Raw genomic sequence first — 14,172 nt, forward strand, 5'->3', positions numbered from 1 at the left:
CGGGTCGTGAGTCAGACGGCGGTCACGAGGATCGTGATCGCGCGGTCGGGCTGGAAGGTGGGGAGGTCGAGGCCGATCACGGCGAGCTGGCCACCGCTCAGCACGGGCGCCGCCGCGAGCGTGGCCGGGTCGGCGTCGAGTGGCGGCGCATCCCGGAGCCACCGGGGGATCACCCAGCGCGGGCCGAGGGAGTCGTCCTGCGCGACGGCGAGGCGGTAGTGACCGTCCGGGCGGAGTCCGGGAAGGCGGACCCGACGACGGGAGTCGGCCGACCGCGGGGGAGTCACGAGGGTGTACAGCGCGGTGGTACCGTCCTCCGCGACGACCCCGTGCAGGGTCGGAGCGTCGTCGTCCCACTCGCCGTCGCCGACGACGCGGCCGGTGGCGATGAGTCCGCGATGACGCGTGAACACGGCGATCCATCTGGCGAGGGTCGTCCGATCCGCATCGTCGAGTTCGCGCAGATCCCACTCCACGCCGAAATGCCCGAGGAGGGCGACCGCGCACCGGGTGTGGAGCGTGTGCGTGCGTCCGGTCGTGGCCGATCTGGCCGAGGCCACGTGCGACCCGAGCATCTCGGGCGGGACGAGAAGCCCCGTCCACCGGAGCATCCGGGCCCGCTCGATCGGGTCGTGGTTGTCGGAGGTGTGGACGCGATCGGACCGCTCGAGGACACCGAGGTCGACGCGGCCTCCGCCAGACGCGCAGCTCTCGATCTCGAGGTGCGGGTGCCGCGATCGGAGCTCGTCGAGCAGCCGGTAGAGGGCTTCGGTCTGGTCGTGCACGGCTGCCCGCCCGGTCGACGGATGCCCGGCATCGACGAGGTCGCGGTTGTGGTCCCATTTCAGGTACGCGATCCCGAGCTCGCCGACCAGTGTGTCGATGGCCTGCAGGATGTGGTCGAAGGCCGCCGGATTGCCGAGATCGAGCACCTGCTGGTGCCGGACGGGCGACGGGAGCTCGTCCCTCGCCCGCAGGATCCAGTCCGGGTGCTCGCGTGCGAGGTCGGAGTCCTCGTTGATCATCTCGGGTTCGAACCACAGCCCGAACTCCATGCCGAGCGATCGCACCCGGTCGGCGAGCGGCGCGAGACCGTCCGGCCAACGCTCGGGGTCCGGTGTCCAGTCGCCGAGGCCGCGGGTGTCGTCGTGACGTCCGCGGAACCATCCGTCGTCGAGCACGTAGCGCTCGACGCCGATGGCCGCGGCCCGGGTCGCCAACTCGGAGAGGACGTCGAGGTCGTGATCGAACAGGACCGCCTCCCAGACGTTCAGGGTGACGGGGCGCGGACGCCGAGCCGCCCGCGAGGTCGAGCGCAGCCAACGGTGGTACCGCGACGAGGCGACATCGAGGCCGACGCCGTAGGCCCCGTACACCCATGGAGTCCGGTGGTCCTCGCCAGGGCCGAGTCGGACCTCGCCGGGCAGGAGCAGCTCGCCGCCACGGAACGCGAGGTGTCCGTCGGTGCGTTCGACGCCGATCGTGTGGTTGCCGCTCCAACCGACGTGGCACAGCCAGACGTCACCGGTCCGGCTGTCGAACCCCGGTGTTCCGATCGCGGTGACCCCGGTGGCGTCGAGACCGGGGCGACCGTGCCGCGACTCGCGGAGGTGTGTCCCGGTCGTGACCGGAAGCCGCTGCGGCAGCTTCTCGTTGCCCCACCGACCGGCGAAGTCGAGGATCTCCCGAGCCGAGGTCGGGATCGGGAGGGCCGGCACGACACCCTCGATCTCCAGGAGGTCGTCGCCCCGGTTCGTGACCGTCACGCGCGTGCGCAGCAGGCCACTCGGTGTCAGTTCGATCGCCATGAGGAGAGCGATGCCGGTCTGGTCGTCGACCGCGGTCACCTCGACCAGCGCGGCGCCGTACTGCCGCACCTCGCCGGCCGGGAGGGCCGCACTGTCGACCTCGACCGAGGCCACGTCGAAGCGCGACGACCAGGCCGTCCCGGCGCGATGCGCGCGGAGGCCGGGGAGACCCGACCAGCCCGACGCGTGCTCGGGCAACAGGCTCGGCTCGTACGGCGCGTCCGATCCGTCGACGAGGTCGCCGCGCACGGTGGCTGCGGCCGCGGCCAGCCACTCGAGGTCGTCGGCATCGACGGCGGCACCCCAGTGCGCGATCGTCGGGAGGCGGGTGCCGTGCTGGACGAGGACGACGGAGACGCCGTCGCACTGCAGATGGACGACGCGGTGTTCGAACGTCGCTGAGAGGTCGGACATGGTTCCTCCGAAGCGGTCGGTGAAGCGGGTGTGACGGCCGGTGGGCCGAAGGTCAGGCTGAGTCCCGGACGACGAGCGTGGTGTCGAGCCAGCGCGGAGCGGTCGTCCGGCCGGCGATGAGCTCCATGACGAGTTCCGCGGCGACCCTGCCCATCTGCTCCAACGGCTGACGGACCGAGGTCAGCGGTGGCTCCGCGGTTGCCGCGACGACCGTGTCGTCGAATCCGACGAGCGCGATGTCGTCCGGGACCGTGCGTCCACTGGCCTCGAGGACGCGCATCGCGCCGACCGCCATGAGGTCGGAGCCCGCGAAGACGGCGTCGAGGTCCGGGTACCGGGAGAGCAACCGTGCCATGGCCGACGACCCGCTCGGCATGGTGAAGTCGCCTCGGGCGACCGCACGGGTGTCGAGGCCGCGTTCGGTGAGGACGTCCCGCCAGCCTCGGACACGGTCGCTGGACGCGGCCATGTCGGCGGGGCCCGAGATGACGCCGATCCGCGTGCGTCCGAGCGCGATCAGGTGTTCGGCCGCGAGCCGACCGCCGGCGTAGTTGTCGGAGTCGACGAAGGTGACGTCCTCCGTGTGCTCACCCATCGGGCGGCCGACGAAGACGATGGGGAGGTCCACCGAGGCGAGCGCCTGGGTGATGGTGCTGATCTCGTGCTGCAGGATCACCACCGCCCCGTCCACGTAGTGCGCCGCCAGGTAGGCGACGAGCGCGTCGAGTTGGCGCGGGTCGGCGAGGAAGAGCGCGGGCTGCTGGGCTGCCGACAGGAGCGCGGCGGTGGCGCCCTTCAGCGGTGCCGCGACGAACGATCCGGAGAACGGTTCGAGCTCGCCCGCCGCGAGGACGATCGCGACGGCGCCCGTCCTGCCTCCGGCGAGCGACCGGGCTGCGACGTTCGTGCGGTAGGCCAGTCTCGCGGCCGCTTCGCGCACGGCGACGACCATCGAGGCGTCGACCGTCGAGGCACCGGCGAGGACCCGCGACGCGGTCGCTCGGGAGACACCGGCCTCTCGGGCGACGTCGACCAGGGTCGGTTTGCGCATCCTCGCTCCTTTGCGATCGTCCACCTGGCGGTGGTCTGGCAACGAGCATCGCAGAATCCGAGAGAGCGGTCTCCGACTTGCGCAATATTGCCCTGGTGCCCTGGAACCCCGCTGCCTATGGTGATCACCACGCCCGAACGGTCCGGATGCTCCCCGATCCAGTCGACATCGGCGCGAGCCGGAGAGCGATCTCCGGCCGGTGACCGCAACGTAGCGCGACACCGCGGAACACGATCCCGCATAGGAGGGGGATTTCCAGTGAAATTCCGTCTTGCAGCAACAGCAACCGTCGCCGTCATGGTCGGCGCCCTGGTCACCGGTTGTTCCGGGTCCGGCGGCGGCGATGACAAGACCTTCCAGTTCTGGTCCTTCACGGGCATCAACCAGAAGGCCGATGTCGAGAAGTACAAGGAAGCGCACCCCGACATCACCGTCAAGCTCACCGAGGTCGGCAGCACGCAGGAGACCGCCCAGGCGCTCACCGCGGCGTTGGCCGGCGGCAAGGTCCCCGACCTGGTACTCATCCAGGGGGACGACATGCCCAACTTCGTCGCGAACCCGGACAACTTCGTCGACCTGAGCACGATGGGCGCCGACGACATCTCCGGGGACTACCTGCCGTGGGTCTGGGACCAGGCGGTGGCCCAGAACGACGCCGTCATCGGGGTGCCGACCGACGTGGGCGGGATGTCGATGGCGTACCGCGCGGACCTCTTCGAGGCCGCCGGCCTGCCGTCGGAACCGGACGCGGTCGCGGCACTCTGGCCCACCTGGGACGACTTCATCTCCGTCGGCCAGCAGTACGTCGCCGCCACCGGGAAGCCGTTCCTGGACAACGCCGGCACCTCGGTCTTCTTCCAGACCGTGAACCAGGTCGACGAGAAGTACTACACGCCCGAGGGTGAGCTCGTGTACGACACGAATCCGCAGGTGAAGGAGGCGTTCGACATCTCGATCAAGGCGATCGAGGCCGGCATCACCGCGAACGTCCCCGCCTTCTCCACCGGCTGGAGCACGGGCAAGACCAACGGCGCCTTCGCCGCGATGGCAGCTCCCTCCTGGATGCTGAAGAGCATCAAGACGGACGCGCCCGACACCTCGGGCCAGTGGCGCGTGACGACGGTGCCCAAGGTCGCCGGCAACTGGGGCGGCAGCTACCTCGCCATCCCGAAGCGCGCGGCGAACCCGGAGGCGGCGTGGGCCTACATCAAGGAGATGCAGTCACCCGAGTCGCAGCTGCAGAACTTCACCGACACCGGCGCCCTGCCCAGCACGGTCTCCGCGTACGAGTCCACGGCGATCGCCGACTACACCGACCCGTTCTTCGGCGACTCGAAGATCGGTGCCGTGCTCGGCAAGTCCTTGCAGGAGTTCAAGCCGTTCTTCAACGGTCCGGAGACGGCGACGATCGGCTCCGCGATGATCAACACCGTGACGGACGTCGAAGCCGGCAACACCCCACCGGACAAGGCCTGGGACGTCGCGATGAAGGCCGTGAAGGACGCCCTCGGCGGCTGACCCGACGACCCCGTCCACCCGTCCGCTCCGACCCGGGGCGTTCCGGCCGAGCAACACGCCGGAACGCCCCTGAAGGATCATCGTGACCACGCACATCGCCCCACCTCGGCTGCTGCCGAAACAGTCGCCACCCGGTATCGGGACGCGGATCCGCAACACCCTGCCGGAACGCTTCGCCCCCTACGTCTACATCGCCCCGTTCTTCCTGATCTTCGCCGTCTTCGGCCTGATCCCGCTCCTGTTCACCTTCGTGGTGTCCCTCTTCGACTGGAACCCGATCGGTCAGCAGACCTTCATCGGCTTCGACAACTTCACCAGGCTCGCGGCCGACCCACGGTTCTGGAACGCGATGCTCAACACCTTCGCGATCTTCATCATCTCCACGGTGCCGCAGCTGGTCATCGCCCTGGGCCTCGCCCATCTGCTGAACCACGTCCGCCTGCGCTTCGCCACCGGGTTCCGGATGGCGATGCTCGTGCCGTACATCACCTCGGTCGCCGCGACCACGATCGTGTTCGCCCAGCTGTTCGACCGTGACTACGGGCTCTTCAACTACCTCATCAGCTTCTTCGGCGGTGACCACGTCGACTTCCTCAACGACAAGGTCGGCTCGTGGTTCCTCGTCGCGCTCATGGTCGTCTGGCGGTGGACGGGCTACACGACGCTGCTCTACCTGGCGGCACTGCAGGCGATCCCTCGCGACGTGTACGAGGCGGCCGCCGTCGACGGTGCCGGTGGATGGAAGCAGTTCGTCTACATCACCATCCCGTCGTTGCGTCCCATCATCGTGTTCACGATCGTCACCTCGACGATCGGCGGGCTCCAGGTGTTCACCGAACCACTGCTGGTGAACCCGGCCACCGGCCTCACCTGCGGTGCGGCACGACAGTGTCAGACGCTCACGCTGTTCCTCTACGAGCAGGGCTTCGGTCAGTTCGAGTTCGGATACGGCTCGGCGATCGGCGTCGCGCTGTTCGTGATCGTCGTCCTCGTCGCCCTGCTGAACTTCTTCCTGTCCACCCGCACCCGAGGAGGACGCTGATGTCCGAGACGCTCAACTCCACCCAGCTGATGGCGAGCGCGACCTCCGCCGGCCGGAAACGGAACGGCGGCCGCATCGGTCGCATCCCCTGGTACACCTACGTCCTCCTCGTGTGCGCCGTCGTCGTGAGCATGTTCCCGCTGTACTTCATGTTCGTCGTCGCGACCACGGACTCGGCGACGGCGACCACCCTGCCACCGCGGCTGTACCCGGGCGACAACCTGTTCCACCTCGTGGGGCTCGTGCTCGAGACCGTGCCGTTCATCCAATCGATGATCAACAGTCTCATCGTCGCGCTGTCGATCGGCGTCGGATCGGCCCTGCTCTGCGCCCTGGCCGGGTTCGCCTTCGCGAAACTGGAGTTCCGCGGCCGCAACGCGCTGTTCATCCTCGTGGTCCTCACCATGACCGTGCCGACGCAGCTGAGTGTGATCCCGCAGTACCTGATCATCTCCGCGCTCGACTGGGTGGACACCCTGCAGGCACTCATCGTCCCCGGCCTCGCGAGCGCGTTCGGCATCTTCTGGATGCGTCAGCACATCTCGAGCTCCGTGAGCGACGAGCTGCTCCAGGCCGCGAGACTCGACGGTGCCAACACCTGGCAGATCTTCTGGCGGATCGTCTTCCCGGTCATCCGACCGGCGGCGTTCGTCCTGGGACTACTCGGCTTCGTCGGATCCTGGAACGACTTCCTCTGGCCGTTCATCGTCCTGAAGTCGCCCGAGATGTACACGGTCCAGATCGCGATCAAGGCCCTGCAGTCGCAGCGGTCGATCGACCTCGGCCTGGCGATGGCCGGGTCGTTCCTGGCCACCATCCCGCTGCTCATCGCGTTCATCTTCGTCGGCAAGCGCATGGTGACGGGGATCATGGACGGAGCGTTCAAGGGATGACCCTGCAACACGACGGCGTCACGCCGACCACGTCGGGCATCGTCCGCGGCTTCTGGAACGACCGACGGGCGTCACCCGACGAGCGGGCGCGAGCACTCCTCGATGAGATGACCCTCGAGGAGAAGGTCGGTCAGCTCGGTTCGGTCTGGTTCACCGACACGGCGGGCGACTTCGCGCCGAGCGTGGACGGCGCCGACGACCCGGCTGCGCCGACATCTGCGCCCACCGGCGACTTCACGGGCGGCCTCGGGCAGTTGACGCGCATCTTCGGGACCGAACCGGTGACGGTGGCCGAGGGCGTCGATCGCCTGCGGGAACGGCAACGGCAGGTCGTGGCCGGCAACCGGTTCGGCATCCCCGCGATCGCGCACGAGGAGTGTCTGACGGGGTTCGCCGCGTACGGTGCGACCGCCTTCCCGACGCCACTCGCCTGGGCCGCCTCCTTCGACGAGGAGCTCGTGGAGCGGATGGCGGAGGCGATCGGAGACGACCTCCGCTCGGTCGGGGTCCATCAGGGACTCGCCCCGGTCCTCGACGTCGTGCGCGACTACCGCTGGGGCCGCGTCGAGGAGACACTGGGGGAGGACCCCTACCTCGTCGGCCAGCTCGGCGCCGCGTACGTGCGTGGTCTCGAGCGGTCCGGGGTCGTGGCGACGCTCAAGCACTTCGCCGGCTACGCCGCGTCCCGAGGCGCGAAGAACCACGCCCCGGTGAGCATGGGGCGCCGCGAGCTCGCCGATGGCGTGCTTCCGCCGTTCGAGACGGCGATCCGGCTCGGGGGAGCGCGAAGCGTGATGAACGCCTACACCGATCTCGACGGCGTCCCCGCCGGTGCCAGTGTCGAATTGCTCACCGACATCCTGCGCGACGACTGGGGTTTCGACGGCACCGTCGTCGCCGACTATTGGGCGATCCCGTTCCTCGCGACCATGCACCACGTCGCGAGCAGTGCGGCGGAAGCCGGCGCGCTCGCCCTCACCGCCGGGATCGACGTCGAGCTCCCGGAGACCGCCGGCTACGGCGCCGGCCTCGTCAGGCTCGTCCAGGACGGGGCGCTCGACGGGCGGCTGGTCGACCGAGCCGTGCTCCAGCACTTGCGGCAGAAGATCGAGCTCGGCCTGCTCGACGGGGGCCCGCTCGTGCCGGAGCACGCCGCATCGACCGATCTCGACAGCCCCGGCAACCGAGCCATCGCGACGCGTCTGGCCGAGGAGTCGATCGTCCTCCTCAGGAACCGCACAGTTCTCCCGCTCCGGACCACCGCGCGCATCGCCGTTATCGGGCCGGCGGCCGACCAGTTCCGCAGTCTCGTGGGCTGCTACGCGTTCCCCAACCACGTCCTGTCGAAGCATCCCGGGCACGATCTCGGAATCACCATCCCGACGATCCTGGACGCGGTGCGTACCGAGTTCCCCACGGCGGACATCGTCGTCGAACCGGGATGCAGCATCACCGAGATCGGTCAGGAGGACGTTCCGGCCGCCGTCGAGGCCGCCCGTGCGGCCGACGTCGTCGTACTGGCCGTGGGTGACATCGCGGGCCTGTTCGGCGATGGCACCTCGGGAGAAGGCTGCGACGCCGAGGACCTGCGCCTCCCAGGGGGTCAGCACGATCTCGTGCTCGCCGTCCTCGCGACCGGGACGCCCGTCGTCCTGACCGTGCTGTCCGGGCGACCCTACGCGCTGGGGGACTACGACCGGGCCGATGCACTGGTCCAGGCGTTCTTCCCCGGCCAGGAGGGCGCGGCGGCCGTCGCGGGGCTGCTGTCCGGCCGGGTGCAGCCGAGCGGTCGGCTCCCCGTGCAGATCCCTCGCTCACCGGCCATGCCGGGCACGTACCTGCAACCGCCGCTCGGTCTGGCCTCCCGCGGGATCAGCGTGCTCGACCCCACGCCGCTCTTCCCGTTCGGTCACGGCCTCACCGCCGGGGACGTCCGCTACCGCTCGCTCACGAGCGCGACGGGCCTCGCCGTCGACGGTGAGGTCCTCGTCGACGTCACGGTCGAGAACGTGGGTGTCGAGGACGCCGTCGAGGTGATCCAGCTCTACGGCACGGATCCGGTCGCCTCCGTCGTGCGTCCCTCGGTCGAGCTGCTCGCGTTCGCACGCCTCACGGTCGCTGCCGGGACGTCGACAACCGTGCGTTTCTCGGTGTCGGCCGACCGCTTGTCCTTCACCGGGGTCGACGGCCGTCGGGTGGTCGAACCGGGTACGTACGTGCTGTCCGCAGGTCCATCGGCCCTGGACCGTCAGCTCACCCACACGATCGAGGTGACCGGCAACCGGCGGGAGCTGGTCGGGCCGCGCGAGCTCCGCGTGGACTGGCTGCGTGTCGACGCGGTCGCGAGGAAGGCCTGACCATGCCGTTCGTCCCGATCTCCCAGGTCACCCTCACGGGTGGGCCCCTGTTCCGGGCGCAGGAGGCCGACCGCGCCTACCTGCGAGCCCTCGAACCCGATCGCCTGCTCGCCCCGTTCCTCCGTGAGGCGGGTCTCGAGCCCCGGGCGCCGTCATACGACGACTGGGAGGTGCGCGGACTCGATGGCCACACCGCCGGACACTACCTCTCGGCCTGCTCCCTGATGGTCGCCTCGACCGGGGACGACGTCCTGCGCTCCCGACTGGAGTACACGGTCGCCGAACTGGCCCGCGCACAGGATCATCTGGGGACCGGATACGTCGGTGGAGTCCCTCGGAGTGCCGAGCTCTGGGCCGAGGTCGCAGCGGGGATCACCGAATCGACGTTCCGCGCCGGCCGCTGGGTGCCCTGGTACAACCTGCACAAGCTGTACGCCGGTCTCATCGACGCGGCCCGATTGACCGGGAACCAGGTGGCACGCGACGTCGTCCTGCGCCTCGCCGCGTGGTGGGAGGAGCTCGCTGCCGGGATCGACGACGAGCATTTCCAGCTCATGCTCGAGACCGAGATCGGCGGGATGAACGAGGCGTACGTCGACCTCTTCGACCTCACGGGCGATCCCCGCCATCTCGCGATGGCAGCCCGCTTCACGTCGACCGCCCTCAGCGAACCGCTGTCGCGTCGTTCTGACGAATTGACCGGCCTGCACGCCAACACCCGCATCCCGCAGTTCGTCGGGTTCGCCGCCCTCGCCGCTCGGAGTGCTGATCCGGCGCTCGCCCGCGCGGCCCGGTTCGCCTGGGAGACGATCCTGACGCGGCGCACGGTCGCGATCGGCGGCAACAGTGTCCGGGAGCACTTCCATGCCATCGACGACTTCACCCCGATGACCGAGGACCGGGAGGGCCCGGAGACCTGCAACAGCTACAACCTCATCAAGCTGGGCCGACGGCTCAGCGCCGACGAATCCGACCCGGCGATCGCCGACGCGCTCGAACGGATCCTCTTCAACCACCTCCTGTCATCGCAGCACCCCGAGCACGGTGGGCTCGTCTACTTCACCTCGATGCGACCCGACCACTACCGCGTCTACTCCTCGCCGGAGCACAGCTTCTGGTGCTGCGTCGGGACCGGACTGGAGAGCCACGCGAAACACGGTGAGTCGCTGTACCGGTTCGACGACGACACGGTGTCGGTCGAGCTCTTCGCGCCCTCCGTCGTGCGGATCCCGGCACTCGGTCTCGAGCTGGAGCAACGGACGGCCTTCCCGTCCGACGGCGTGGTCGGACTCACCCTCGGGCTCACCTGCCCGCGGCGGTTCCGGCTCCGCGTCCGGGTCCCCGGGTGGAGTGATCCGACACCCGAGGTGTTCCTCAACGGCGCTCCGGTGACCGCCGGACTCGAACGCGCCCATCTCGTCCTGGATCGTGAGTGGAGCGACGGCGACACCGTGTCGTTCGAGCTCCCCATGGGCGGTCGTGCGGAACCGTACCCGGACGGCTCGGACTGGACCTCGCTCCTCTGGGGTCCGTCCGTCCTGGCCGCCCGTGGCGAGTCGCTGCCGACCGACGTGGTGCTGGCCGGCCGCGCCCATGCCCCACACACGGCGGTCGGCCCGCTCAGCCCGCTCGCCTCGGCACCGATCGTCCCGCGGTCGGCCGTGCCCCACCGGGACGCCGACGGGCGACTCCGGATCGACTCCGACCGAGGACCGATCCCGCTGGAACCGTTCGCAGGTCTGCACGACGCGCGGTACACCGTCACGTTCCCCGTGGCGTCGACGGCGGACGAGGACGCCGTCGCTCGGCGCCGCACCGCCTTGGTCGAGCGGGACCGACGTGCCGCGAGCATCGACGGACGGACGGTCGACCGGGTCGCTCTGGGCGAGCAGCAGCCCGAGGCGGATCACGGGTTCGAAGGGGTGGCCAGCGCCAGCGGCGCGGTGGGTGGTATCCGCTGGCGGAGCACGGCCGATCGTCTGTCCGTGACGCTCGTCGACCCGCATCTCCTCGGCCGGGTCGTCAGAGTGACCTGGCTGCACGACCAGGCGGGCCACGGTTTCAACCTGGAGATCGACGGCACCCCGGTCGCTCCGCAGGAGGGCGGGCGAGACGACGACCTGGAGTGGGCGGAGTACCCGCTGACGCCCACCAGCGCCGGGTGGGGTGTCCGGCGGTTCGCGCTCGTCGCGCAGCCGGATCACGAGACCCCGCGGTGCACCGAGCTCCGCGTGCTGATCGCCGAAGGCGCATGACCACCGGTGCCGATGCGCACGGCACCTCGGGATGCGGGACCATGGAGCCATGACGACGACGCCGGAGCAGGACGACCTCAGCGTGACGCTCGCGGACGTCGCCGCGAGGTCGGGGTGCTCGGTGTCGCTCGTCTCCCGGGTGCTCGCCGGGAAGCGCCATGCATCCCCGGACACCCGCGACCGCATCCTCGCTGCAGCGCACGACCTCGGCTACGACCGCGCAGCACAACGTCGCGGCCGACCTCGCTCGGTCCCGCGCCTGCTCGACCTGGCGATGAGTCAGTGGGACGACCCCTGGGCGAACACGGTCGTGACGAGTGTGCGGCGGGCGGCCGCTGCGGCGAACTACGACCTGGTGCTCACGCCGGAGAGCGAGTCGATGGTCGACGACTGGCCCAGTCGGGCACGTGCGCGGGGATCGGCCGGTGTCGTCGTGTGCCTCATCCGTCCCAACGTCTCCCAGCTCGACATCCTCGCCTCGGCCAACATCCCCGTCGCGCTCCTCGATCCGCGTGCGGAGCCGGCGCGGAGTCTGCCGAGCGTCGGGTCCACCGACTGGCAGGGCGGCTTCGACGCGGGTCGGCATCTCGCCCGGCGGGGGACACGGCGGTTCCTCATCATCACCGGCCGGCCGAAGTACCGGTTCGGTCGTGCGCGAGAGGCCGGTTTCCGAGCGGCGGTCGAACGGCACGCCGACGGAGCGACGGTCGAGGAGATCTCGTCGCCGTGGTCCTCGGAGAGTGCGTTCGTCTCCGTGCGCAAGCTGCTCAGGCAGGGCGGGCTCCCGATCGGCGTCTTCAGCTGCAATGACGAGATGGCCTACGGCGTCTACCGCGCCGCTGAGGAGCTGCAGCTCCGCATCCCCGACGACATCCGGGTCGTCGGCTTCGACGATCTCCCGCAGTCCAGGTTGATGCCGCCGCCGATGACGACCGTGCGACAGCCGATGCGCGCGATGGCCGCGCGTGCGGTCCAGCTCGTCCTCGAGACTGAGCCCGGGACGGATCCAGGGGATCGGGCGGAGTTCCCGACCGAACTCATCGTCCGCGCGTCGAGCTGACGCGGACGCGGGAGAATGGTCGCCATGACGGGATCATCGGACACCGACGAGGTGTCGACGGAGCACTCGAGCGTGTCGACGTGGATGCAGGCGCTCGGCACGGCGACCGGGAACCCCGGCGGCGGGGCCGCATCCGGACTCATGCTGGCGATCGCCGCCGGCCTCACCGCGATGGTCGCCGGCTACACCCGAGCCACGCATGCCACCGAGGACGCGAGCGGGCGGGACGCGGCCGAGGCCGAGGCCGAGGCGGCGATCGCCGCACTCCGCGCTCGCGCTGAGGCACGCTCCGAGCTGGCGCTGCGTCTGGCCGACGAGGACGCCCATGCCTCGCGAGCGTTCGGCAGTGCCTTCCATCTGCCGACCGGCGTCGAACGCGACGAGGCGATCCGTGCTGCGTCCATCGAGGCGGCCGCGGCCTCGGCACGCCTGGGCGAGCATGCCGTCGACGCGATCGACGATCTCGCGTGGCTGACCGAGCACGGCAACCCGGCGCTGATCGCCGACGTGGCGGTGGCGATCGGCGCACTCCGCGCCGCGATCACGGGAGCGCGGACCAACGTCAGCTTCGATCTCGGTTCGGTCCGCAGCGCACACGCCTCCCTCGAGGAGGTCCGCGCCGATGAGCCGCGCCTGTGGGAACTGGTCCCCGTGTTCGACCGCGCCCTCGAGCGGATCGACCGGCTCGCGGTATCGATCGACTCCGAGGCCGCTCCCACCGACGCGGCGTCGTAGCCGGTGGTCAGCGCCCGCCGGGGCGCGCAGCCGGGCCGCTCGGAACCCGGACGATCAGGGCATGGTGCAGGTTCGTCAGCGAGACCGAGATCACCGAACCGTGCGAGTCGCCGTCCAGTTGGATCTCCTGCGGCTCCTCGAGTCTGAGGTGCATCGTCCGCGCCTGTGCATAGCTGATCGCGCGTGCCTTGGGCGAGAATCGTCCGACCAACCGGCCGAACCGCGTGCGGTGCAGCATCCGGTTGAACGTCAGGCGGTAGCCGATGTTCCCCCAACCCGGACCCTTGCCAGGGCGCAACATGACGGCATCGAGCAGGCCGTCATCCACGACGGCCTCGGGGAGCAGCAGGACCCCACCGGTGAGCGTGCCGGAGTTGCCGACGATGATCGTGTGCGCTCGCGCAGCCGCCTCGGGGCGGTCGTCGAGTCGATAGTGCAGGTCGAACTGCCGGTTCCCGATGATGCTCCGCGCGATCGGATCGGAGTAGGCGAGCCAGCCGATCCGTCGCTTCAGCCGCTCGTTGGTGTGGCCGGCCATGTGCGCGTCGAGGCCGATGCCGGCCATGACGAGGAAGACCTCGTCCCGGTTCGTGCCGTCGCTGCGCCCGAGACTGACCTGCCCGACGTCGACCACCTGGTCACGCCCTGAGCAGGCGATCTCGACAGACCGTTTGAGGTCGCCCAACGGCAGGCCGAGCGCTCGGGCGAAGAGGTTCCCCGTTCCGGCCGGGACCAGCCCGAGGGGGATGCCGGTGGATGCGATGGCCTCGGCGGCGACCCGCAGTGTCCCATCGCCTCCCGCGACCAGGATGACCGAGGGTGCCGAGGCGATCGCGGCCGCGGACGCACCCCGGCCGTCGTCGTCGGCGCTCGTCTCGTGCCAGGTGGAGGGTGCCAGTCCGTGCGTCGATTCAGCGGCGGCGACGGCCGAGCGGAGGACCTTGATGTCGACCTTGGAGGGGTTGACGACGACGGCTGCGCGTCGACGTCCGCGTTCGGCTGGTGCATCGTTCACAGCGTCAAGGATAGGAGGCACCGG

The 14,172-nt window shown here is 69.9% G+C and carries 10 protein-coding genes; 7 read left to right on the plus strand and 3 right to left on the minus strand.

Going from position 1 to position 14,172, the window contains the following annotated elements:
- Positions 1-11 precede the first annotated feature (11 nt).
- Both IFR14_RS10685 and IFR14_RS10690 read right to left on the minus strand, forming a co-directional pair.
- Positions 12-2,222, minus strand: coding sequence for an alpha-galactosidase (locus IFR14_RS10685; protein WP_191941054.1), 2,211 nt, complete (start codon positions 2,220-2,222; stop codon positions 12-14).
- Between the two features lie 52 nt (positions 2,223-2,274).
- On the minus strand, positions 2,275-3,273 hold the full coding sequence (locus tag IFR14_RS10690) for a LacI family DNA-binding transcriptional regulator (protein ID WP_124769272.1): 999 nt from the start codon (positions 3,271-3,273) through the stop codon (positions 2,275-2,277).
- Between the two features lie 258 nt (positions 3,274-3,531).
- Between IFR14_RS10690 and IFR14_RS10695 the strand changes: the two genes are divergently transcribed.
- The 7 genes from IFR14_RS10695 (at position 3,532) to IFR14_RS10725 (ending at position 13,133) form a co-directional block, all read left to right on the plus strand.
- The gene (locus tag IFR14_RS10695) at positions 3,532-4,791 is read left to right on the plus strand and encodes an extracellular solute-binding protein (RefSeq protein ID WP_191941055.1); all 1,260 of its coding nucleotides are present in this window, start codon (positions 3,532-3,534) and stop codon (positions 4,789-4,791) included.
- 82 nt (positions 4,792-4,873) lie between these two features.
- Positions 4,874-5,833 (plus strand): carbohydrate ABC transporter permease, encoded by a 960-nt coding sequence (locus IFR14_RS10700; protein WP_079705845.1) that lies wholly within the window; start codon positions 4,874-4,876, stop codon positions 5,831-5,833.
- Entirely contained in the window at positions 5,833-6,726 is an 894-nt protein-coding gene (locus tag IFR14_RS10705; protein WP_079002436.1) for a carbohydrate ABC transporter permease, read from the plus strand. Before IFR14_RS10700 ends, IFR14_RS10705 begins: the two co-directional genes overlap by 1 nt.
- A complete protein-coding gene (locus tag IFR14_RS10710) occupies positions 6,723-9,083 on the plus strand; it encodes a beta-glucosidase family protein (protein WP_191941056.1) in 2,361 nt (786 codons plus the stop codon). Before IFR14_RS10705 ends, IFR14_RS10710 begins: the two co-directional genes overlap by 4 nt.
- A gap of 2 nt (positions 9,084-9,085) precedes the next feature.
- Positions 9,086-11,338 carry a beta-L-arabinofuranosidase domain-containing protein gene (locus IFR14_RS10715; RefSeq protein WP_191941057.1) on the plus strand — a complete coding sequence of 751 codons (2,253 nt, stop codon included), beginning with the start codon at positions 9,086-9,088 and terminating at the stop codon, positions 11,336-11,338.
- 49 nt (positions 11,339-11,387) lie between these two features.
- Positions 11,388-12,398 (plus strand): LacI family DNA-binding transcriptional regulator, encoded by a 1,011-nt coding sequence (locus IFR14_RS10720; RefSeq protein WP_191941058.1) that lies wholly within the window; start codon positions 11,388-11,390, stop codon positions 12,396-12,398.
- A 24-nt stretch (positions 12,399-12,422) separates the two neighbouring features.
- Complete coding sequence (locus IFR14_RS10725) at positions 12,423-13,133, plus strand: cyclodeaminase/cyclohydrolase family protein (protein ID WP_191941059.1); 711 nt, start codon at positions 12,423-12,425, stop codon at positions 13,131-13,133.
- 7 nt (positions 13,134-13,140) lie between these two features.
- Here the strand turns inward: IFR14_RS10725 and IFR14_RS10730 are convergent, their stop codons facing one another.
- A complete protein-coding gene (locus tag IFR14_RS10730; RefSeq protein WP_342365683.1) occupies positions 13,141-14,148 on the minus strand; it encodes a diacylglycerol/lipid kinase family protein in 1,008 nt (335 codons plus the stop codon).
- Positions 14,149-14,172 lie beyond the last annotated feature (24 nt).

This window comes from Plantibacter sp. CFBP 8775 (assembly GCF_014839505.1).
In the GTDB taxonomy this organism is placed as follows: Bacteria; Actinomycetota; Actinomycetes; order Actinomycetales; family Microbacteriaceae; genus Plantibacter; species Plantibacter auratus.

Bases quoted from the DNA above. Each gene is read 5' to 3' on its own strand.
- IFR14_RS10685 (WP_191941054.1), bottom strand. From the start codon at position 2,222: ATGTCCGACCTCTCAGCGACGTTCGAACACCGCGTCGTCCATCTGCAG.
- IFR14_RS10690 (WP_124769272.1), bottom strand. From the start codon at position 3,273: ATGCGCAAACCGACCCTGGTCGACGTCGCCCGAGAGGCCGGTGTCTCC.
- IFR14_RS10705 (WP_079002436.1), top strand. From the start codon at position 5,833: ATGTCCGAGACGCTCAACTCCACCCAGCTGATGGCGAGCGCGACCTCC.
- IFR14_RS10710 (WP_191941056.1), top strand. From the start codon at position 6,723: ATGACCCTGCAACACGACGGCGTCACGCCGACCACGTCGGGCATCGTC.
- IFR14_RS10715 (WP_191941057.1), top strand. From the start codon at position 9,086: ATGCCGTTCGTCCCGATCTCCCAGGTCACCCTCACGGGTGGGCCCCTG.
- IFR14_RS10720 (WP_191941058.1), top strand. From the start codon at position 11,388: ATGACGACGACGCCGGAGCAGGACGACCTCAGCGTGACGCTCGCGGAC.
- IFR14_RS10725 (WP_191941059.1), top strand. From the start codon at position 12,423: ATGACGGGATCATCGGACACCGACGAGGTGTCGACGGAGCACTCGAGC.